Source organism: Streptomyces sp. NPDC058646, from assembly GCF_042716875.1.
In the GTDB taxonomy this organism is placed as follows: domain Bacteria; phylum Actinomycetota; class Actinomycetes; order Streptomycetales; family Streptomycetaceae; genus Streptomyces.
Genome location: NZ_JBHXRK010000006.1, coordinates 235748 through 256263, shown reverse-complemented (window position 1 = coordinate 256263; position 20516 = coordinate 235748). Strand labels below are relative to the sequence as shown.

Annotated in this window: 17 protein-coding genes and 1 pseudogene; 10 read left to right on the top strand and 8 right to left on the bottom strand. The window is 69.9% G+C overall.

Going from position 1 to position 20516, the window contains the following annotated elements:
- Window positions 1–10: 10 nt before the first annotated feature.
- From ACFWUZ_RS10385 to ACFWUZ_RS10370, 4 genes are read right to left on the bottom strand one after another with little or no spacing between them, the layout of a single operon-like run.
- Window positions 11–1297, bottom strand: coding sequence for a hydroxymethylcytosylglucuronate/cytosylglucuronate synthase (locus tag ACFWUZ_RS10385; protein ID WP_384370260.1), 1287 nt, complete (start codon window positions 1295–1297; stop codon window positions 11–13).
- A complete protein-coding gene (locus ACFWUZ_RS10380) occupies window positions 1294–1968 on the bottom strand; it encodes a hypothetical protein (protein WP_384370257.1) in 675 nt (224 codons plus the stop codon). Before ACFWUZ_RS10380 ends, ACFWUZ_RS10385 begins: the two co-directional genes overlap by 4 nt.
- The gene (locus ACFWUZ_RS10375) at window positions 1965–2342 is read right to left on the bottom strand and encodes a nucleotide pyrophosphohydrolase (protein ID WP_384370254.1); all 378 of its coding nucleotides are present in this window, start codon (window positions 2340–2342) and stop codon (window positions 1965–1967) included. The genes ACFWUZ_RS10380 and ACFWUZ_RS10375 overlap by 4 nt, the downstream gene beginning before the upstream one ends.
- Window positions 2335–3435: a GNAT family N-acetyltransferase gene (locus tag ACFWUZ_RS10370; RefSeq protein ID WP_384370251.1), complete on the bottom strand. Its 1101-nt coding sequence runs from the start codon at window positions 3433–3435 to the stop codon at window positions 2335–2337. Before ACFWUZ_RS10370 ends, ACFWUZ_RS10375 begins: the two co-directional genes overlap by 8 nt.
- Window positions 3436–3902: 467 nt before the next feature.
- On the opposite strand from ACFWUZ_RS10370, the gene ACFWUZ_RS10365 reads away from it, so the two are divergent.
- The 3 genes from ACFWUZ_RS10365 to ACFWUZ_RS10355 all read left to right on the top strand — a co-directional run bounded on the left by ACFWUZ_RS10365 (window position 3903) and on the right by ACFWUZ_RS10355 (window position 7540).
- Window positions 3903–4106 (top strand): hypothetical protein, encoded by a 204-nt coding sequence (locus ACFWUZ_RS10365; RefSeq protein ID WP_384370248.1) that lies wholly within the window; start codon window positions 3903–3905, stop codon window positions 4104–4106.
- Between the two features lie 225 nt (window positions 4107–4331).
- Window positions 4332–5597 (top strand): helix-turn-helix domain-containing protein, encoded by a 1266-nt coding sequence (locus ACFWUZ_RS10360; RefSeq protein ID WP_384370245.1) that lies wholly within the window; start codon window positions 4332–4334, stop codon window positions 5595–5597.
- Window positions 5597–7540 carry a hypothetical protein gene (locus tag ACFWUZ_RS10355; RefSeq protein ID WP_384370242.1) on the top strand — a complete coding sequence of 648 codons (1944 nt, stop codon included), beginning with the start codon at window positions 5597–5599 and terminating at the stop codon, window positions 7538–7540. Before ACFWUZ_RS10360 ends, ACFWUZ_RS10355 begins: the two co-directional genes overlap by 1 nt.
- A gap of 1 nt (window position 7541) precedes the next feature.
- Here the strand turns inward: ACFWUZ_RS10355 and ACFWUZ_RS10350 are convergent, their stop codons facing one another.
- Window positions 7542–8765, bottom strand: a complete 1224-nt coding sequence (locus ACFWUZ_RS10350; protein ID WP_384370239.1) for a helix-turn-helix domain-containing protein — start codon at window positions 8763–8765, stop codon at window positions 7542–7544.
- A gap of 634 nt (window positions 8766–9399) precedes the next feature.
- On the opposite strand from ACFWUZ_RS10350, the gene ACFWUZ_RS10345 reads away from it, so the two are divergent.
- From ACFWUZ_RS10345 to ACFWUZ_RS10315, 7 genes and pseudogenes are all read left to right on the top strand, one after another.
- Window positions 9400–12000 carry an amino acid adenylation domain-containing protein gene (locus ACFWUZ_RS10345; protein ID WP_384370236.1) on the top strand — a complete coding sequence of 867 codons (2601 nt, stop codon included), beginning with the start codon at window positions 9400–9402 and terminating at the stop codon, window positions 11998–12000.
- A 17-nt stretch (window positions 12001–12017) separates the two neighbouring features.
- A complete protein-coding gene (gene gntD / locus ACFWUZ_RS10340; RefSeq protein WP_384370233.1) occupies window positions 12018–13025 on the top strand; it encodes a guanitoxin biosynthesis L-enduracididine beta-hydroxylase GntD in 1008 nt (335 codons plus the stop codon).
- Window positions 13026–13379: 354 nt separating this feature from the next.
- On the top strand, window positions 13380–14600 hold the full coding sequence (locus ACFWUZ_RS10335; RefSeq protein ID WP_384370230.1) for an ATP-grasp domain-containing protein: 1221 nt from the start codon (window positions 13380–13382) through the stop codon (window positions 14598–14600).
- A gap of 60 nt (window positions 14601–14660) precedes the next feature.
- Entirely contained in the window at window positions 14661–15104 is a 444-nt protein-coding gene (locus ACFWUZ_RS10330) for a hypothetical protein (protein WP_384370227.1), read from the top strand.
- A gap of 72 nt (window positions 15105–15176) precedes the next feature.
- Window positions 15177–16220 carry a GNAT family N-acetyltransferase gene (locus tag ACFWUZ_RS10325; RefSeq protein WP_384370224.1) on the top strand — a complete coding sequence of 348 codons (1044 nt, stop codon included), beginning with the start codon at window positions 15177–15179 and terminating at the stop codon, window positions 16218–16220.
- 25 nt (window positions 16221–16245) lie between these two features.
- On the top strand, window positions 16246–17124 hold the full coding sequence (locus ACFWUZ_RS10320) for a thioesterase II family protein (RefSeq protein ID WP_384370221.1): 879 nt from the start codon (window positions 16246–16248) through the stop codon (window positions 17122–17124).
- A 49-nt stretch (window positions 17125–17173) separates the two neighbouring features.
- A pseudogene (locus tag ACFWUZ_RS10315) lies at window positions 17174–17330 on the top strand (ATP-binding protein); the annotation flags it as partial.
- 218 nt (window positions 17331–17548) lie between these two features.
- Here ACFWUZ_RS10315 and ACFWUZ_RS10310 read toward each other — a convergent pair.
- The 3 genes from ACFWUZ_RS10310 to ACFWUZ_RS10300 are packed head-to-tail and all read right to left on the bottom strand — an operon-like array spanning window position 17549 to window position 20459.
- A complete protein-coding gene (locus tag ACFWUZ_RS10310; RefSeq protein WP_384370218.1) occupies window positions 17549–18739 on the bottom strand; it encodes a cytochrome P450 in 1191 nt (396 codons plus the stop codon).
- Entirely contained in the window at window positions 18736–19935 is a 1200-nt protein-coding gene (locus tag ACFWUZ_RS10305) for an MAB_1171c family putative transporter (RefSeq protein WP_384370215.1), read from the bottom strand. Before ACFWUZ_RS10305 ends, ACFWUZ_RS10310 begins: the two co-directional genes overlap by 4 nt.
- A complete protein-coding gene (locus ACFWUZ_RS10300; protein WP_384370212.1) occupies window positions 19932–20459 on the bottom strand; it encodes a regulator component in 528 nt (175 codons plus the stop codon). The genes ACFWUZ_RS10305 and ACFWUZ_RS10300 overlap by 4 nt, the downstream gene beginning before the upstream one ends.
- Window positions 20460–20516: the final 57 nt, after the last annotated feature.

The window sequence follows — 20516 nt, the reverse complement described above, 5'->3', positions numbered from 1 at the left end:
GGTCAGCCTTTCAGGAAGGGAGGTCGGCGGGGCGGTGGCTGGTGCCGCGGCGGGCCGCGGTGGCCAGCACGATGTCGGCGACCTGGGCCGCGCCACCGGTGCCGACCAGCCGGGCCAGGGCAATCCATTGGCCTTGCTGCCGCTCGACCGCGGCGAGGCAAGCGCCGATGCGCTCGGTCAGGGCCGCGCGGACTGGCGCGGGGGTGCGGGCGGCGCGCGCGATCCCGCCGTAGATCAGTTCCAGGGCGGCGTCCTCGCCGGGCGATCCACCGCCGTCCGCGACGTCACCGGATGCCGTGACCAGGCGGGCGTCGAGCACCTCGTGGGCGCGGAAGACCTCCTCGGGCCACTCGGCGACCGGCACCTCGGTGGCCTGGGCGTAGAAGGAGGCGTTGAGGATCTGGCTGATGTTCTGCGGGGGCAGGCACACCACCGGCACCCCGCGCGTGCTGGTCTCCAGCAGCGTGGTCAGACCGGGGGAGGTGAGCAGGACGTCGGCCTCGGCGATCTCGGCCAGGAAGCCCTGGTGGCCGAGGGCGCCGCTTCGTATGTCCAGGCCCTCCGGAACGGTGATGTCGTCGAACATCCCCTCGGGCACGTTGCCGCACAGCGTGACCTGCCGGGCGCCCCAGGCGGCGAGAGCGCCGAGCGCGGCCGGAACCGTCAGGGACAGGTAGGCGGAGGGGTCGTCCAGCAGCGGTGACAGCAGACCGCCCAGGCTGACCACCGCGCGGCGTTCGCCGGCCGGCCGCATCTCGCGTCCTGTCCGGACCGGCCCGGGGACGACCACCGACTCGACCCAGCGCAGGTTCTCCACACGGGCCAGCACGGGCCAGGCCGGACCCGGCAGCCCGGGAACCAGCTGCGCGCAGTAGACGCTGGCTCGCAGCGGCAGGCTGTCCAGATCGTCCTTCGTCCACAGGAAGGGCAGGCTGTCGACGAACACGACGGGGCAGCCGGCGTCCTCCAGCGCCACTGCGGCGGCCCGGTCCAGGACGCACACGGCGGCGTCGAGGGCCCGCTCGTCCACCAGGGCGCGCAGCGCCCGCGCGTCCGTGAGGTCGACGTCGTGCCACTCTTCGACACCGTGGCCGCGTACGATCTCGCGGCCGAGCCGCGAGCCGATCCCGACGAAGCGCACGCGGTCGCCGAGCTCCGCCCGCAGCGCGTGCACGATCGCACCGAGCTTCCCGGCGCTGCCCCAGCCGAACTCGACACCGCACAGGGCGACGGTCACGGCGGTGGGCGGCTGGGCGGGTCCGGCGGCCGCGGGGAGTGTCCGCAGTGCGGTCGTCATGCCGCCACCACCGTTTCCGCAGCGGCCGGCTCCGCCGCGGGCGTGCCGGGGCGGTCCGTCGCGTGCCGGTGGTAGGCGAGGGCGGGGTCCAGTTCCGGTGCGCTCCACGGCCCCGGCCGGACGCCGAGACCGGCCGCCCAGTCCAGGGCGGTGCGGACCGCGCCGTCGAGGCACTGCGCGGACCAGCTGCCGTCGAACGGCAGCTGCAGCACCGGGGAGACCTCGCCGAGTGCCGAAATCATCGGGCTGTAGGTGGTGCCGGGGTCGAGCAGCAGGCCGACGGGCTTGCGCAGCGCGGAGGCCCAGCCCAGTTCGAGTGCGACGCCCGTGGAGGGCGGGGTTCCAGGGTAGGCGAGCACCAGGTCGGCGCACTGCATCGCGCGGAAGTCGGAGGGGACGCACTCCTGCGGGGGCAGACCCCATTCGCCCCACCCCTCGTTGTGGTGGGCATTGAAGACTGCGTGCCCGGCGTCGAGAAGTGCCTCACGCAAGGCCGACAGCCGCTGCCTCCACTGAGGGCGGACCACGCCATCGGCCGGATCGATGAACTGCACGAACGGCGCGGCGAGAAAGACACGCAGGCCACCGGTGAGGTTGTCGCCGGTGCGCCGGCCGGCCGCGGTGTGCGCCGCAGCAGCGGACGCAGGGGGCGGGGGAGTGGTGCCGATCATGCCTGTTCTCCCGCCTCGGTCAGCCGGTCGTACTTCAGGGCATTGCCGCGTGCCAGCTCCACCGGGTAGCGCTGCTCGTTGAGGGCGAGCTTCTCGCGGGCGGCCGCGAGCAGGTCGATACCGGCCGAGCGGGACAGCCGCAGCAGATAGTTGAGGATGTCGGCCAGCTCGTGGGCGAGTTCGCGGCGGAACCCGGGGTCCTCGAAGGGGCGTGCCGCGGCCTCCTCCGGGGTGAGCCACTGCAGGAGCGCCAGCAGTTCCCCGCTCTCGCCGCCGAGGGCCATCGCCAGGTCCTTGGGGTTCTGGAAGGCGTCCCAGCCGCGTGCGGTTACGAAGGAATGCAGTTCGTCGGCGTACTGGTCCAGGTCATTCATGTGCGTCTCCGGTGCGGTGCGGCGCTGCGGGCAGGATCAGGCCCCATTGAACGGTGCAGGTGTCGGGGTGGTACGCGGTCGGCATCAGGCCCTCCAGGGACCAGCGGCGGCTCTGCATGAGCGCGGTGATGGCGGGATCCGGCGGCTGGTGGGTGTAGAGCTTGCGACCGAGCCCGCGGTACAAGTCGGGCAGCTGGTCCAGGAGCTGGGCGAGGACGGCCGGGCGGTCCGCGCACAGCGGCATCAGCTTGACGGAGAGGCCCTTCTTCGGGCCCGCGGCGGCCACTCCGCGCACGGTGCCCGTTTCGTCCACCGCCACGTGGATGATTTTGAACTTCTGGTTGAGATCACCGTGGTGGCGCCGGTCGTGCCCGGCAATAAGCGCATCCACCCAGTCCGCGTTCACACCCCGGTACGCGGGCTGCATCACGCGCCCCACGAGCTCGCGCAGCCCGGGCGCGTCCTGGGGCCGGAAGAGGCGGATGCGGGTGCCGCTCGCGGCGCCGGTGTGGTCGTCCCCGGCGGGCTCCGTGCGCAGGGTCAGGTCCTTGTAGAGCATGCGCTCGGCGCTGTCCGACTTGTACTGGCCGGGCGCGCTGCCCGCCGGCACGAAGGCATGCCGGAGGAAGAAGTCGATCGCGGCGGTGTTGGCGGCGGCGACCGTGCAGTACAGCTGCCGGGCCCCGGCCTTGCGGGCGAAGTCCTCCGCCGCGCGCAACAGCACGGTGCCGAGCCCGGAGCGACTGCGGTGCTCCGGCACGAGGATCAGCGGACTGATCTTCACCGTGCCCTGGCGCTTGACCACCAGGTGCAGCACACCCAGCCGCTCGGCGTCGGGCGTGTCGTCCGAACACAGCATGAAGGTGCGCTGGGAGTGGGAGAAGTGGCCGAACGGGTCGCGTCCGGAGGCGAGGTGCGCATCGAGGACGCGATCGGCGTGCGCGGCGTGGTCACCGTCGTAGAACGGGCTGAGCGCGCTGGTGAAGAGGGACCTGAGGAAGTCCCGGTCGTCCTCGCCGGCCGCGCGGATGCGCAGGGAACCGGCCGGGGGCGGCTCAGTCGTGGGCAGGGGCGTATGGGTCAGGGCTGTCACCGTGTGACCACCTTGGTCTGGGTCGCTGGGCTGCTGTCGCTGTTCACACCAGGTGCCGTCCGGCCGAGGACTCCCGCATGACACGGGACGTGCGCGTGCCCGGGTGGGCACGGTCTTGTTCAGCCAGTGGCAGGTGCCGTGGGGCTCCGCACCGTGGGTCGCCATCTGGCGCGGGAACACACGCCCTGTCGTCACCGCGCGCGCCCGCTGCGGCGGGCGCCGAGACATCCGGGACAGGGCCTCGGCATCACCGCGGCTCTCTCGTTCGTGACAGGACGCTAGGGGCGGCCGAACAAATTTGTCAATCTTGCTTGAGAGTTGTCAAGCTTTGGCAAGTGATCTAGCTTCGACCTGACCGAGCGGCCGCCGCCGGCTTCCGGGGACTCCCCTTTCCGAGCCGGTCCGACCGCGCATTTGTCAGCCTCCGGTGGGCCTACAGAACCACCACCAACATTCCGGGGGAATTCATGGAGAACGCCCGTCGTCGCACCACCACCACCGCCGTCCTGTCGGCCGCCGTCCTCGCACTCGGTGCGGCCGCCGTCGACGCCGGCACAGAGGGCCCTGTGGCCCGGTCCGCGCACGTGAGGATCGACTGGCCGCTGCACGGCGCGCGCGACGTCAGCGTGCAGTCGGCTCCGGCCGTCACGGACCCCATCGACTGGCCGTAATCCGCGGGGCGCCCGTCGCGGGGAGGGTTTGCGCCGCGTGCGGCGTCCCACGCCGGGCGGAAGCGGTGTCCGGGCGGGGCTTGCGCAGTCCGCAGCCCCGTGCCGGCCCGCTTTGCCGGGTCGCCGCCCCCTCACCGGTCAGGGGTTGCCAAGAGTTGACAACCCTGTGTCCCGCGCTGAAGATGGTTCCGTTCACGGGGGACCCACAGGCTCAGGGATGGCTAAGTGCTCGAACAACCCCAGTTCGGACAGCTGTTGAGGACCCTCCGGCAGGAACGGGGCCTGTCCCAGGCCGAGGTTGCCGATGGGGGCATGTCCACCGCGTACCTGTCACGCCTGGAGTCCGGGGCCCGGCGCCCGACCGCCAAGGTGCTCGACCATCTCACCCGGCGACTGGGCGTGCCCGCGTCCGTTTTCCAGGGCACCCACGCCTCGCTCCTGGGTCAGGCCCTCGCCTCCGCCAGTTCCTCGGACGACACCGACGACGCCCTACGGCTGCTCGGCGAGGCCGTGCGGGCGCAGAGCGGCGAGGATCTCTCCCTGCGCTGGCTGTCCCTGTGGAAGCTGGCCCAGCTGCACGCCAAGCGGGGCAAGCGCCAGGGCGAACTCGCCGCGGCACGCGAACTCACCGAGCTCAGCGACCGCCTCGCGATGTCCACCCTCCAGGTGCGCTCCCGCACTCTCCTCGCCCGCTGCCTGCGGGCCGTCGGTGACATCGACGAGGCCCGCGCCGTCGCCCAGACCGCCCTCGGTATCGCCGACAACGGGGCCGTCCCCGTGGCGGACGCCGTCCGCGCCCGACTGGTGCTCGTCTCGGTCGAGGCGGAGTCGGGCCTGATCACGGAGGCGCGCCGGCTCGCCGACCAGCTGCTGGAACCGATCGACGTCCTGCCCCCCGTGCTGCGCGCCGAGGCCCTGTGGTCGGCCGCCAACGTACGTATCCGCCAGGGTGACCACCAGGGCGCAGCCGAGCTGTTGCAGCGGGCCCTGACCGACCTGCCCAGCCACGACGACCTGATGCTGCGGCTGCGGCTGGCCGCTGCTTCCCTGTACCTGCAGATGATCCCGCGCCGGGTGACCGAGGCCCAGCAGTGGCTGGCCGAGGCCGAACGCGCCCTGGGCCTCTTCGAAGGCCCGCTGTACCGCCAGGAGCTTCTCGTCATCAAGGCCCATCTTGCCTTCCACCAGCGCGACTTGGCGCTGGCCAAGGGGCTGTGCGAACAGCTCGCGGACGCCCTGCCGCAGCTGACCTTCCGCGACCGGATCCGGCTTGAGGTCCTCGCCCACCAGATCCGCATCCTAGAGGGCGACCGCGAAGCCGGCGTCCGCCGTATCGAGGAACTCGCCCAGGAGGCCCAGAACGCCTCCAACGTCCACCTGTCCTCCGAGATCTGGCGCACGCTGGCCGAGACCCTGGCCTGGGCCTCGGAGAGACAGGAGGCTCCCGGCCTCCGGGAGCCCTCGAACCTCCACGAAGGAGTCACCCGCTGATGCAGTCCGCGCTTCACGCCGACGCCGACGGGACGGCGGTCCCGGCCTCCTCCCCCTTCCGGACGGTGGACGACCCGGCCACGTACACCGCGGCCGTCGAGCAGTTCCTCACCGACCCCTCGCCCGCGACCGTCCCGGTGTGGACCGGTGGCCGCCCGGACCTCGTCGCCTCCGCCGGGCGCGCAGCCACGGTGTACGCGGGTGTCCGCCGCCCGGCCCCCCGCGCACGCGGCATCCTGCTGAGCCCCGGCACCCTGCCCGCAGGGCTCGCGGCACTGATCGCACCGCTGGCCGAGGAGTGGCTCGACGAGAAGGAACTCGCAGCCGAGCTCTTCGATGAACCCGGCGCGCGACGCCGGGCGCCGGACGAGGGGGAGGGCCCTGGCGATGGCAGCACCACGGAGGCCGGAGCCGCCCCCGCGCGTTCTCTGGTGATCGCCGGCCTGTACGAGCACTTCACCCTCGACCCGCTGTGGGACGTCCTGCTGGCTGCCGCCCGCCGCGCCGACATGCAGATCACCTTCCTCACCGGCCGTGACGCCGCGTCCCTCGCCTGGTTCACCGCCAAGCAGTACGCCCGCATCGCCACGGACGTCCAGCAGCTGGGCCTGTACACCTCCACCGACCGCCCCCTGGCCCAGGCGGGCATCCACCTGCGCGACGAACGCGACGTGGAGAGCGAGGACATCAAAACCGAGGTCCTCGGCACCCGCTGGAGGCGAATCCTCTTCCAGGGCCACGGCAAGGACGACTCGATCAACCTCGCCGACTTCACCGTGTGCGGCCTGAACGAGACCGCCCCGCGCGCCCCGGGGCTTCTCGGCCCGGCCTGCGCCTACGGCCCCACCTGCTACAAACCCATGGACAAGCTGATCCAGCTGCGCGAGGTCCGCGCCGCCGAGATCGTCCTGAGCTCGTGCAACAACGCTCCCTTCGCCGACGCGGCCAGCTACGACCCGAAGTTCCAGCTGATGCTCAACGCGATCGACGGCACCGCCAAGGACGTCGTCGCCGCGGTCACCATCCATGACTCCGACCGCGTCGAGAACCGGGTCTGGATGGACGCTGCCCTCTCCGGAGCTCCCTCCGCCCCGAGCCTGAACGCCGGCATATCCACCGCCCAGCCCTTCCCCGCCTACCTCCACTTCGGCATGGCCGCCGACGACGCGGGCCCCACCCCCGAGCCGCCGTCCGTGGACCCCGAGCCGCTGCTTCTCACCACCTCGGCCCGCCTCACCGCCTACCTCGCCGGCGGGCTGCTGCCCCCCAACCACCCGCTGCGTCCCCGGCTGGGCAAGCTCGCCGCCAAGTGCGACGGGCTGGTCACCCGCCGCTCACTGGCGGTGCGTGACCAGACCGGCACGATGCGCAGCCTCCTGGACGATCTGCAGTCCCTGGACCAGGCCATCGCCACACGGATCGCCGAGGACCCGGAGACCGAGCTCAGCGACTACCCGGCCCACTTCGGCGACCGCAGCCGCCTCGACGCGTCCTCCGCGGTGCAGGTGCTGTGCCACTGCGGCCGGCCCGCCGAGCGGTACACCCGCAGGGCCCTGGTGCCCACCGCGCTCGACACCGAGTGCGTCATCTGCCCGCGCTGCGGGGACGTCTCCTTGCGCCTGCCCGGCGCGCCAACGGTCCTGGTCCACGCCGACGACGAGGTGCCCCAGGGCGGCGTCCTGCGGGCACGGCTGGTGGTTCGCGGTGCCCGCACCGGCCCGCTGCGCCTAGGCGTCCACGTGCCGCGCTACCTGCGCGCCGACTGCGCGGTGGAGCCGGCCCTGCACAGGATCCGCGTCGCGCCCGATGAGGACCGTGAGGCCGAGTTCACCTTGCGTCTGTCCGCCGGCACCTCGCCCCAGGCCTACTACCTGACCGCGTACGCCGTGCAGGACCTGGCCGTGACGATGGCCCGCCGCCACTTCGGCGTCGTACCGGGCTGATCTATCGGAGTCCTGCCAGTGCCTTGGCCAAGAGGCGCCAGATGTCGGCGGTGAGATCCAAGTTGCCCTCGTCACGGGCGCTCGACGCCACTTGCTCGAGAGTCTCCGTACCTTCGGTCGTCTTTCCCTCACTGATGAGGAGCAGGCCGTCGAGCGCCGCCAATCGCGCCTTGTCACGGTATGTGAGCAGCAGCGTGGAGTCGTGCAGGGCTTCGTAGGCCGCCCTGGCGTCGGACAACCGGCCTTCGTGGTAGGCCAGGTAGGCAAGGAGAAGCTGCATTTCCTGGCGGTACAGGGGACTTCCGGTGATCTCGACCGCGTGGGAGACCTCAACGAGCCGACGGTGCGCCATCTCCGTCTTGGGCGGGGACAGTTGCAGATACAGGGAGGCGGTCGCGAGCCTGGCGCGGAGCCAGAGGTTCGCATCGTGGTGAGTGGCGAGCAGCTGCAGCGTTTCTTCCAGGTGCCGCTCCGCGGTCGCGTAGTCGCCCAGCCGGACCCGGACGGTTGCCGACGCCCACAGGGCCTCGGCCCGCAGGTCGAGCCTGTCGTTCGGAACGAGGCCGCGCAATTCGTCCGCGTAGGACAGGGCGGTGGTGAGCTGGCCGTCCTCGGCCTCGATGGAGATCATCGTGATCAGAGCACCGGCGATCTCGGGCGCATCCAGCGGCGTTCCGCGAGCGATCTCCAGGGCCCCTGTTGCGATCTCCCTTGCCCGACGCATCGCTCCCGTCGCCCGGAGGGAGCGGCCCAGCCGGGACCGGGCCCGGGACCTGAGGTCGTCGAGCCCCAGGTCATCACTGAGTGAGACGAGGCGTTCCAGGTAATTCTGTTCCTCTTGCCGGCTTCCGGTCCGTCCTGACACATCAGCCAGCAGCCAAAGAGCCTGGGCGCGAAGGAACGGGTCTTCCCCGGGATCGAGGGCCCCGTGTTCCGCCAATGCCTCCACTGCCGCGTCCGACCCCGCAGAGGTCGCGGAAACGAGAGCACGTGCAAGCGAACTGACGTCACCCCCCGGCTCTCCTGCGAGCTTCTCGACAGTGATGTCCAGTCGCTGGGCGAGGTAGGCGACCATCTGCGCGGTGGGCGGCCGGGCGCCGGATTCCAGGCGGGAGAGGTAACCCGGCGACATGCCTTCACCGGCAAGGGCCGCCTGCGACAGGTGCCGCTCGGTTCTCAGTTGCTTGAGGCGGCGCCCGAAGTCGGGCTGCTTCAGAGATTCCACGTTCCACTCGTCACGTACTTGCAGGGCGACTGTGTCAGATCACTAAGAACTCACTACATCATTGCCAGCTGTGGCAAGCTGTTGGAAATTCCTGGCACGACAGTCGTGCTAAGGGGGCTGTACCCCCTACTTTAGGCCACACGCCGTGCTGGAGCTTCGCCACCTCGCCCCGGCGGCCCTGCTCCCCGGGCGATGTCCCCCTGCGTGGGGCTGCGACCTCCGCTTCCCGCTCCACACCGCGAGGTCGAGGAGCTGATGCCCGAGCGCGGCGTCGAGGTCTCGTACGGGACCATCCGCCGGGTGGTGGGCCAAGTTCGGCCATGAACATGCGCACGGGCTGCGCCGGCGCCGCCCGTGGCCCGGGGCGGACGGCACCGGGATGAGGGCTTGGTCGAGAGCCACGGCAAGGTGCCCTCTAGGCACATCTCAGGCAAGAAAACTTGTCAAGAGTTGACATCGTTTTGGCAACTGAAGCAACATCGTCTCAGTGCCGAGGATCTCCAGCCAGGCAGGCCGGGGCTCCTTCCGGCTGAAGCGGAACTGTGGCAGGGCTCGACCGCTGCCGTTGGACCACAGGAGATACGGAGGAGGGTCTAGATTGTCAGCCCTTCATGCAGACGTGGAGCGCCGGACGATGGCAGACGCTGATCGACGTGGCGCACCACCCCTGGACGGCCCGGGGCAGCCGGTCCCCAGGACCCTCGCCGACCACCTGGCGAACTACGCTTTGCTCACACCCGACGCGCCGGCCATCCAGCACGGCGGTGCCGTGCTGACCTACGCCGAGCTGGACGAACGGGCGACGCAGCTCGCGATCCGATTGCGAGACCTGGGCGTCGGGCACGGAGCGCGGGTGGCGGTGGAGATCCCGCGCTCGATCGACCACTTCGTGGCGCTCCTGGCAGTCTTCCGGGCCGGCGGGACCCACGTCCCGATCGATCCGGACCAGCCGGCCGAGCGCAGGCAGTCGATCGCTGAAGCCGCACAGGCCCACGCTCGCATCGGTCGCGGCCTGAGCACTGAACGTCTGTCGGCGTCCGCGGCACCGCCTGATACGCATGGTGATCTCGCCTACATCATCCACACTTCGGGCTCGACCGGCACGCCCAAAGGCGTGATGGTGAGCCACGAGGCGTTCCTCCACCACCTGACGAGGGTCGGGGACGTCTACGGTTGCAGCTCCGGCGACCGGATCCTGATGCTGGCGGGCCCGGTCTTCGACGTGTCACTGGAGCAGCTCGGCCTCGCGGTCCTCAGCGGCGCCACGCTCATCCTGCCCGACGCAGATGTCTGGATGCCGCAGGAGATTCCCGGCAAGATCGCGGAGTTCGGCGTCACGGTGGCCGACATCTCGCCGGCCTACTTCCGCGAGACGCTTGCCCATGTAGAACGCCGCGATCCCCGCCTGCGCACCCTGCGGCTGCTGAACATCGGCAATGACGTCATCCGCTACGGGGACCTTCAAGAGTGGTTCGCCAAGGACGTTCCGGCGGATGTCATCTGCTGCTACGGGCCCACTGAGGCCACGATCACCGCCACCGTGTACCCGGTCACTCCGGCGATGGCTGAGGGGAAGAACCCGTCAGCGTCGGTCCCGATCGGGTCGCCGCTCCCCGGAACCCGTGTCAACGTGCTGGACGAACAGCTGCGCCCCGTCGGGGACGGTGCTGTCGGGGAACTGTTCATTTCCGGGCCGCGCGTCGCCGCCGGCTATCTGCACCGCGCCGAGGAGACCGCCGCCCGCTTCCTGCACGACCCGTTCGCGGGTGAGTCCGGTACACGCATGTATCGGACCGGGGACATGGTCCGCAGGCGGTCGGACGGCGTTCTCGAGTTTCACGGGAGGCGGGACGGGCAGGTCAAAATCCGCGGTTTCCGGGTCGAGCTCGGCGAGGTGGAGCACGCTCTGCGTGCTCATCCGGGCGTCCGCGCGGCTCACGCTCGGGCCGAAATGGACCGCGACGAGGTCGCGATCACGGCTTACGTCGTGGGAGACGTGGATGTGCGGGAGCTCGCCGAGGACCTCCGGAAACGGCTCCCGGACCACATGGTCCCGGCGAAGTGGGCAACGCTCGACGCGCTGCCGTTCACGCCTGGGGGCAAGGTTGACCGGGCGGCGCTGCCCGCTGCGGGGCGAATCGTCGCCGACCCGAAGGGGGCCCGGTCCTCCTCCCGCACCGGAGCCGGGCTCTCGGAGATCTGGGAGTCGCTGCTGGGCACTGCGCCGGCCACCGGGGCAGATGACTTTTTCGATCTCGGCGGCGATTCGCTGAAGATCTCACGACTCAGTGCGCGCATCGGCGAGGTGTTCGGAGTCCGGGTTCCGCTGCGTCAGCTCATGGAGCACAGCCGTCTGTCGGATCTCACGGAGCTCGTGGAGGACCTGGTACGGCGCGACTCGGCCCGTCTCGCCGCCAAGGAGACCTTCAAGACGCGTTCCGCAGCGTTCGACGTGACGGTCTCGGTCAGCGATCCAGGATTTCTCGGGACGCCGGTCGGTCACCGTCGCACCTGGATGCTGGAACGTTCCCTCAGCGAATTCCAGTCGGATCTGGAGCACCTGGACCGGCTCGTCGCGTCGCAGGAACGCGGCGTCGACCGACCTGCCATCAATGGGTCCTGGGATCGGAGCGGAGCTCGGTACACGCCCTCGGAGCTCGTCATCGAGGGCCAGGAGGTCATGCAGGACTGGGAGCGCCCGCTCATGCGGGCGATGGCGGCCCACGTCACCGAGAGCCGAGGTCACGTGCTGGAGGTGGGCTTCGGCATGGGAATCTCGGCCACCTTCATCCAGGAGTTCGGAGCGGCCTCCCACACGGTCATCGAGCCGAACGAAGACGTCATCGTCGAGTTCAAACGGTGGCGCGAAGGCTACCCGGACCGCGACATCCGGCTGGTTCGCGGGTTCTGGGACGAGGTGATCGACCAGCTCGGACAGTTCGACGCGATCTTCTTCGACACCTATCCGACCAACGAGCGCGAGTATCGCGACACGGTCGTGCACAGCACCAACTACGCGGAGAACTTCTTCGAGGCGGCCGCCGCCCATCTTCGGACCGGAGGCGTCTTCTCCTACTACACCAACGAGATCGACACCGTCGGACGCTCCCACCAGCGCAGCCTGCTCAGGCATTTCTCCTCGTTCTCGGTCGAGGTGGTGCGCGATCTCGCGCCGCCGAGTGACTGCACCTACTGGTGGGCCGACTCGATGGTCGCCGTCAAAGCCGTTAAATGAGAGAGGCGGAAACACTCATGCCCCCCAAGACGCTCGTGACCTATGTGCTGAGCGAAGAAGACAACGAGGCGTTCGACGCTGTCATCGACGACATCCTGCGAGCCGGGCACGACCCGAGGACCGGTGACCTGTACGACCTCGCGTGGCGGTATCTGGCGGGCGTCCCCGCGGGTCTGCGCGAGGCGCTGAGCGGTTTCCGCAACGGGGAGACCGGTAGCGCGTTCGCGATCCGGGGCCTCCGCATGGACCCGGACGCGATCGAGCCGACCCCGGCGAGCTGGGCCGATGCCGACTCGTTGCGGAGGGAGGAAATCTTCCTCGCGCTCACCGGTATGTGCCTCGGCGAGGTCTTCGGTTGGTCGACCATCCAGAACGGCAGTCTCATCCAGAACGTCCTGCCACTGCCGGGCGTCGAGCAGGAGCAGAGCGGCCACAGCAGTGACGTCCTGCTCGGGTGGCACACCGAGGACGCGTTCCACCCCTATCGGTGCGATTATGTCGGCCTGCTCGGCATCCGTAACCTCGACCGGATTCCCACGACGGTCGCCTCGATTCGGGACATCGAGCTCAGCGAAGAAGCCAAGAGGATCCTCTCCGAGCGCCGTTACGTGATCTATCCCGACACCGAGCACCTGGGCCAGACCCCCGACGACGGGACCCATTTCGGACTGTCGGAGATCCAGAAGCTGCGGGACGATCCGGAGCCCGTGGCCGTCCTCTTCGGTCACCCCGATGAGCCTTACCTGCGGCTCGACCCCTTCTACATGAAGACCTTCGATACCGACCCCGAGGCCGAGGTGGCGCTCAAGGAGATCTGCGAAAAGCTCATGATCTCCGAGTACGACGTCGTGCTTGAGCCGGGCGACATCGTCTACGTCGACAACTTCACCGCGGTGCACGGCCGACGTCCCTTCCGCGCGAAGTACGACGGACGCGACCGCTGGCTCAAGAAGCTCACGGTGACGAGGAACCTGCGCGCTTCGCGCGGTCTGCGTCGCTCATCCTCCAGCCGAGTGATCGGCTGAGGCAGGGGAGAGGACTGCGCCCAGGCCATGGGCGCAGTCCACCCAGACGGTGCCATGGTCGGCACCACGGGATCCGCGGGGGCCGACAGCTTCACCACGCCAAGTTGCGCACTTCGGGACGGGGCGGGCTGGTGCATGTCCGTGAGACCGCGGACTGGAAGACCATGCGCAGTTCCCCGACCACCCTGTTCTCAGAGACCGCACGTCGCTCTGCTCCGACGGCTTCCCCCGAACCTGGCCGAGGGCGACTCATGCGCGATCTTCCGTGACGGATCCGCCCGGACCAGGGACCTTCTGGCCCGAACGGATCCGCTCCAGCGACCTCGTCCGCTCAGTCCTCTCCGGAGAGAAGTCATGCGTCCCTGTCTCCTGCTCGTCGATGGCCGGCCCGGCACCTTCACCGATCACGTCCTGAGCCGAGACGATCTCGACCTCGTGCTCCTGAGGTTCGAAGAGCACCTCTCCTCACTGCCCGCTGAGTACCTCCTGCGCACGGCGGACATCCCCGCGTTCACCATCGCCGCGGACACCGACCTCCGGCAGGAGGCTGAACGCTACCTCACCTGGGTGGCAGGGCTTCCGGCACGACCGGCCCACTTCTGCAATCCGCAGGAGCCCCTGCAGGAGGCATCCCAGCGGTTCGCCGGCCTCGTCGGCCTGCCGCACCTCGACGCCGAGCAGGTCGCCTGGGTCCGGGACAAGACCGCGATGAAGCGGCGGTTCCGGGAAATCGGCGTCCCCTGTGCGGAGTTCGCCGAGGTCGCGGACGGCGACGACGTCCTCGCCTTCGCTGCCGCGCACGGATGGCCGCTCATCCTCAAGCCGGTTGACGGCTGGTCGTCCATCGACACCTACAAGCTCGATGACGAGCGCGATCTCGCGAAGCTCCTTCCCCTGCCCGCCTCGCGGCGGTGGATGGTGGAGGAGTTCCTCACCGGACGCGAGTACCAGTTGTGCGCTCTCGTCGCTCGCGGCCGGGTCCTCGACACCTACGTCTCGTGGACGCCGTGCGCGCTGCTGGAAACCGTCTACGGCGGCATCAACGGCTCCATCAGCCTCGGCGTCGACGACGAACTGGGCATCGACGCGAAGGAACTGGTTCAGCGCATCGTCGACGGCATGCGCATCGACCACGGCTACCTGCACATGGAGTTCTTTCGATCAGACGACGGCGACGTCCACATGAGCGAGGTGGGAGCCAGGCTCGCCGGCTGCGAGCTGCCCTCCAACCACGGGCTCGCCCGGAACTTCGACATGATGGCCGCGACGCTCGACACGTACCTGGGCCGCATGCCGTCGCTGGAGTACTCGGCGCCGCGCTGTGCCGGAGACCTGTTGCTCCCCTACGAGCCCGGTCGCGTCGTCAAGGTCACGCCCCTGGAGACGTTGCTCTCCATGCCCGGGGTGGTTCACGGCCGGATGAATGTCGCGAGCGGCGACGTCCTGCCGGATCAGCGGGCCTCCCACGCCTCCGCCGGTTACGTGCAGATCGTCGGCCCGGCCCGGCAGATCGTGGAGGACCGGATGACCGAGGTCTTGGGTGCCTTCGAACTGGTGACGGAGGACGCGCCATGAAGGCCTCCGCCTACGGCCGTCTCCCCCCTTTTCCTGGTGTCACTCGGGATCGTCCTGTTCGTGACGGTGTCCCAGGAGCACGGGCTCGGCCCGCTTCGCTCCCCCGGACTTCTTGTGATCACCGCAGTGATCGCCGGCGGAACGTTCGCGGTCACCCTGTTCGCGGCGGGGCTTCTGCTGCCACTGGCCGCGACGGATGTGTGGACGATGGCGTCGGCTCCGGCCGGCGGCGGGACGGCTTGGGGGCCGCTGACGGCGGTTCAGTACGAGCTGGTCGGCATCCATGCGCCCAGCGGCACCACTGCGCAGGCCTTCACCTGGGTCATGACGGGGACCGTCGCGGGCAGTTCGCTCGGCACACGGCTCGGAGGGCTCCTCATCGAGGACTCCGGGGTCGGCGGGGTGCTCACGCCGGCCGCGGTGGGCGGATCCCTGGCCGCACTCGTGGCCTGGTTCGGCGGGCGGCGCCCCCTCATGGCCCGGCCTGGCGGACGCCCCGCCTGACGCGCTGCTCACGCGTCCCGGAGATCACTCGAACGCGTCTCACATTGCCCGACCAGACAAGGTTGATGTTTGATGACAATCCTCACGAACAACGAATTCAGCGCTGAAGCCTCACCATGTCCGTCGGGTCCCGTCGTGGCGCTCGCGACCGAAGGCGACCGGGAATTCCTGAGAAGCATCTTCGCGTCAAGTCTCGACCCCTTCTACGACGGGGATCACGAGGCGCACGCGGACCGGGTCCTCGACGCCCATCTCGCCGCGGGAACCGACAGCTACGGCCATTTCTCAGTGGCGCAGCGAACCTTCGTTCTCTGGTCGGACGGCTCGCCGCAAGCGCAGCGACTGGGCGTCCTGCACCTCGCGGTCAAACGGCAGGGAACTGTCAAGATCAGCCCGCTGATCCTGATTCCGAGCCATCGCCGGCGCGACGGTTTCGGAAGCGTGCTCCTCCGCACCGCCCTGGCTTTCGCCTGGGAGCAGGGCGCGCGGCAGCTCTACTGCACGGTCGCCGCGGAGAACACGCCGGCCATCGCGTTCTTCACGCGCCATGGATTCAGGATCGCCGGGGAGTCGCCGAACCAGTACAAGCCCGGCATGACCGAGCTGATTCTCTACCGCGGGCTCGTCGCGGCAGACGGCGAGTCACCGTGTGACCTGCACATGCGCCTGTTCGAGGACGGCGACGCGGCCGTGGTGCGCGATCTCATCCTGGATTCGATGCCCAGCGCCTTCCAGGGCGTGGACGACGACTGGGTCCGGGCGCTGTTCGATGGCCACGGCCGCCGGTTCGGCAGGGACCTCAATCAGAAATACAAGATCATTCATGTGGCGGTGGATTCGTTCGGGGCGATACAGGGAACCGTCGCCGCCGGCCCCAAGAAGGGGGAGCCGGTGAAGCTCATGCCGCTGTGCGCGAGGTCTCCCGAAGCGTTCGGCTTCATGCTCGACGAGATCCCCCGACTCTTCGGAACCCTGGGCCGGAAGCTCTATACGCATCTTCCGGCGTCGCCCGCGACCACTGCCCTCATGCAAGGGGGCGGATGGCGGCTCGAAGGGCTCATGCCCGCGGCCTACCATCCGGACTGGTGCACCGTCCAGTGGAGCCTCTGCTTGTGAAAACCTCACCAGGCGGTGAGCGAGTGTGCATCAGTATCGGCCCTGCGGAGGAGAACGATGCGTTCCGCGCCGTCACCGCTGTGCTCGCGAGAGGCCGGGTGGTCCACTCAGAGAGGGAAGAGATGGTGGGGAGTTGAGAATTCGCCGCGCTCCGCGGACCTCGTCCGAGATCTGGTTCCGCTGCCCCCGACCCCTGCCCGGTGCCCAGGCGCGGCTCGTCTGTTTCGCGCACGCGGGCGGCTCTGCCGCGGCCTTCCGCTCCTGGGACATGGGACCCGACGTCGAGGTAGTCGGTGTCCAGTATCCGGGGCGGGCCGATCGTTTCGGAGACCCATTTCCCGAGGATCTGCAACAGCTCGGCCGCGAGGTCGGCGAAGCGATCGCCACGCTGGACGAGCGCCCGACGGCCCTGTTCGGTCACAGCCTGGGCGCTCTGGTCGCCTATGAGGCGGCTCGTCATCTTGAGGAGATCGGTCAGCCACCCGTTTATCTGTTCGCCTCGGCGTGCCGTGCGCCGCAGGTCGCCGACAGTAGACCGCCCGTCGCAGGGCTGGACGACGCGACCCTCGCCGCAGAACTGATGAAGATGGGAGGCACCGATGCTCTGGTCCTAGCGGATCTGGAGCTGCGGGATCTGGTCCTGCCTTATATCCGTGCAGATTTCACCCTGCTTGAGGCTTACGCGCCACTGGCGGAACCCCTCGCCGTGACACCGGTTCTGGCGCTCAACGCAGTTGCCGACCCTTACGTAACCGGCGCGGAGATGGCCGGATGGTCGGGGGCCACGCAGGCCGGCTTCCGGGCGGAGAGGTTCGCCGGAGACCACTTCTATCTGGTTCCGAGGCAGGAGGAGGTGCTCGCAACCCTCCGCGCCGCCCTGGGTGTGCAGGAGGGCCGGCGTTGAGCGGCCAGGGGAAGCTCCCCCTGGCAACCGCATCCGCACCACGGCCGGCATGCTCGGCCTGCCCCACCTCGCGGAAACCATCGACGAGTTCACCCGGCGGGCGACGAAGCGAAGCGAAGATGGGCCCGCGCAAGGTCAGGGACCTGGCCACGCTCTCGTTCGTCGACGCGAAGGTGAACGCCGCCCTGTCGGGGCCGCCCGGGGTTTGACGCACGGCTGCCCTGTCAGGGTCACCGAGTGACCTCCGACCTGCGAGTTTCTTGGGCGTCAGCCTGAGTATCCCTTCCCCCCCGCTGACCCACCACACGGAGTGCGTGGCGATCCTGGAGCCGGTCGCGAAGGCCGCCTGACCCGCCCCGCTCCCGTGCCCGCCGCGGATTTCCTGGACCGGGAATCCGTGGCGGGCTTTCGTCTGCCCGGTGCGTCAGGCCAGGGTGATCGGGAGGGTGGTGAGGCCGCGGGTGAGGCGGGTTCGGCGCCAGGTCAGGGAATCGGCGGGGACGGCCAGGTGCAGGTTCGGGAAGCGGGTCAGGAGGGTGCGCAGGGCGATGTCCGCCTCGGCCCGGGCCAGGGGGGCGCCCGGGCAGCGGTGGATGCCGTGGCCGAAGGAGAGGTGGCCGCCGGCGTCGCGGTCGGGGTCGAGGCGGTGGGGGTCGGGGAACGCCGCCGGGTCGTGGTTCGCGGCCCCGGGAGCGATGAGCACGGGGAAGCCCGCGGGGATGTCGACCCCGCCGATGCGAAGGTCCTGCGTGCTGTGGCGGAAGGTGGCCACGCTCACCGGGGAGTCGAAGCGCAGGAGTTCGTCGAGGGCGCCGGGGATCAGGTCCGGGTCCCGGCGCAGGCGGTCGAAGGCCTCCGGGTGCCCGAGCAGGGCCAGCACCGCGTTGCCGATGAACTGGGTGGTGGTCTCGTGTCCGGCGACCAGGAGGAGCGCGGCCAGGGAGACGGTCTCGTCCCGGTCGAGCCCGCCCTCCTCGCAGTCGCGCAGGAGGGAGTGGAGCGGGCCGTCGCCGGGGGTGGCGACGGCCGTGTCGACCAGGTGGGTCAGGTAGTCGCCGATCCGGTGCGACGCGGCGTCGATGCGGTCGGTGTCGGATGCGTCGAAGAGGTCGTGGGACCAGGCGGCGAGCGTGGCGCGGTCCGTCGACGGCACCCCCAGCAGCTCGCAGACCACGGTGACCGGCAGGGGCACCGCCAGGTCCGCGACCAGGTCGATGTCCGTGCCAGGTCGCCACGTGGTCATGAGGTCGTCGACGACCCGGGTGATGTACGGGCGCAGTGCCCGGACGCGTCCGGTGGTGAACAGCGGTGTCGCCACCCGCCTGTGGCGGGTGTGCGCGGGAGGATCGCTCGCCAGCATGTTGCGGGAGATCGCCGGGTGCAGGTCGCGGTTCGAGGGACGATCGGCGAAGAAGCGGGCCGAGTCCTTGGACAGGCGGGGGTCGGTGAACGCCTCGCGGGCTTCGGCGTGGCCGGTGATCAGGTAGGCGTGGTGGCCGCCGGAGCCGGTGGGGATCCGCTGGACCGGGCAGCTTTCGCGCAGTCGGTCGTAGGTGGGGTAGGGGTCGGTGAAGAAGCGCGGGTCGCGCAGCGGATCCTGCTGGGGGGCGGTCATGCGGCCGCGCCCGCGTTCGCGGCTGCCGGGCGGCGTGCGTAGGCGTCCGCCACGAGCAGCAGCCAGGCGGTCTCGGCCTGGAGGTCGCCCTTGCGGGAGGCGGTGCCGGCGGCGGGTGGCGCCTCGTCGCCCTCGGGAGTGACTCCGGCGTGCTTCGCGGCGACGGCCGCGGCGACGACCGCCGCCTCCACCTCGGCGTCGCCCCGGGGGGTACCCGCCGTGCCGCGGCGGGCGGCTTCGGCGGCTGCGGCGTCGCGTACCGACGCGGGACGGTACCGGCGCAGGGCCAGCACGCAGTCGTTGATCTCGATGACCCGGCGGTGCAGGTGGAAGTCGAGGTCGTGGGCGTCGGCTCCGCCGGCCGCGGTGTTCCCCGGGTCGAGTACGACCTCGGGGACCGCTGCGGTGACCTCCCGCCACAGCGGTTCCAGCGCGGTGAACGAGTTCCGTTCCCAGCGGCGCCGGCGCAGTTGGCTGAGCGGCCACAGCAGGGCGGGGAGGGTGAGTCCGACGGTGATGAGGAGCACGGCGACGGCGGGCGCGGTCACACTGAACGCGCAGCGGAAGGGGGTCAGCGGCGTCGAGCACCGGGCGTGGTCGGGGACGAGCCCCAGACCGAGGCCGATGGAGACCAGGGCGAAGAGCTTGTACGCGGCGTAGGCGAGGGCGAAACCACAGCCCACGGAGGTCGTGCGCAGGCCCCAGCGCTGACTGCGCCGGGTCGACCGCTTGGACTGGGCCCAGGTCTGCAGCAGGAAGTCCTTGGCCGTGTACCCCAGGAAGGAGATGTAGATGAGCACGTAGCACGCGTACAACACCCGGTTGCGGCCCGTGAGTTGTTCGGCGGCGAAGAAGGCGGTCATGCCGGCGACGGAGATCGCGAGGGCGATGACGCGCAGTCGGATCTGCCGGTGGGCCCGTTCGCGGTCCAGATTGAGCTGGAAGAGGAAGGTGAGGACCGAGGTGGCCGCCGTCAGGGTGAAGGTGTTGCTGAGGAGCCGGGCGACGTGGGGGACCACCGATTCGACCGCGCGCTCCACGGCCGGGGCGTAGGAGGCGAAGGCGAGGGCGAACGAGGTCAGCAGCGCCGCCATCGCCCAGGTGCCCGTGGGGCGGTGTCCGCCGCGCCCTCGCACCCAGTAGACGGCGAAGCACAGCAGAACGACGGCCGTGCCCGTGAAGAGGATGTTGATCATTTCGGGTGGCGCTTCTTCCTGTGCGGCTCGGCGAACAGCGCGTCCCAGCTCTCGGCGCCGCTGGCGGGCCGGCTCGGCGGAGCCTCGCGTCCTCGGTACATGAGGTGCCGGATCACGCTGGCCATCACCTCGGCCTCGCGTTCGTCCTCGCTGGTGTAGCTGGTCCGGCCGGACATGCGCTGGACGAGGGTGGGGTGGAAACCGATGGCGCGGAGGGTGTCCCGGTCCAGTTCCAGACTGCCGGGGTGGTCGCAGATGATGTGGCTGATCTCGTGGGCGAGGATGTGGTTCTGGTGGAGGGGGGAGGTGGCCTCCTCGTAGAACAACAGGTCGGCGTCCGGGGTCTCCAGGCGGATCCCGCACGGAGCGTCCATGGCACCCAAGGTGCTCAGGGGGCGCAGGATGATGGGGCGTCCGCGTTGTCCGGCCACGGCGTCACGGAGGTCGCGGGTGCTGAAGCGGTGCGGGAGTCGAAGCGCCTCGACGCGTGCCTCACACGCGGCGCGGAGCTGCTCGAAGTCCATGTCCTCACTCCGGTGACGCCGGTCGGGGCGGTCGGCCGTTGCGGGCCTCTCCCTGGA

What these genes read in the sequence shown, in the direction of transcription:
- ACFWUZ_RS10385 (WP_384370260.1), bottom strand. Translation starts at nt 1,297, where the DNA reads ATGACGACCGCACTGCGGACACTCCCCGCGGCCGCCGGACCCGCCCAG.
- ACFWUZ_RS10380 (WP_384370257.1), bottom strand. Translation starts at nt 1,968, where the DNA reads ATGATCGGCACCACTCCCCCGCCCCCTGCGTCCGCTGCTGCGGCGCAC.
- ACFWUZ_RS10375 (WP_384370254.1), bottom strand. Translation starts at nt 2,342, where the DNA reads ATGAATGACCTGGACCAGTACGCCGACGAACTGCATTCCTTCGTAACC.
- ACFWUZ_RS10365 (WP_384370248.1), top strand. Translation starts at nt 3,903, where the DNA reads ATGGAGAACGCCCGTCGTCGCACCACCACCACCGCCGTCCTGTCGGCC.
- ACFWUZ_RS10355 (WP_384370242.1), top strand. Translation starts at nt 5,597, where the DNA reads ATGCAGTCCGCGCTTCACGCCGACGCCGACGGGACGGCGGTCCCGGCC.
- ACFWUZ_RS10345 (WP_384370236.1), top strand. Translation starts at nt 9,400, where the DNA reads ATGGCAGACGCTGATCGACGTGGCGCACCACCCCTGGACGGCCCGGGG.
- gntD (WP_384370233.1), top strand. Translation starts at nt 12,018, where the DNA reads ATGCCCCCCAAGACGCTCGTGACCTATGTGCTGAGCGAAGAAGACAAC.
- ACFWUZ_RS10335 (WP_384370230.1), top strand. Translation starts at nt 13,380, where the DNA reads ATGCGTCCCTGTCTCCTGCTCGTCGATGGCCGGCCCGGCACCTTCACC.
- ACFWUZ_RS10325 (WP_384370224.1), top strand. Translation starts at nt 15,177, where the DNA reads ATGACAATCCTCACGAACAACGAATTCAGCGCTGAAGCCTCACCATGT.
- ACFWUZ_RS10310 (WP_384370218.1), bottom strand. Translation starts at nt 18,739, where the DNA reads ATGACCGCCCCCCAGCAGGATCCGCTGCGCGACCCGCGCTTCTTCACC.
- ACFWUZ_RS10305 (WP_384370215.1), bottom strand. Translation starts at nt 19,935, where the DNA reads ATGATCAACATCCTCTTCACGGGCACGGCCGTCGTTCTGCTGTGCTTC.
- ACFWUZ_RS10300 (WP_384370212.1), bottom strand. Translation starts at nt 20,459, where the DNA reads ATGGACTTCGAGCAGCTCCGCGCCGCGTGTGAGGCACGCGTCGAGGCG.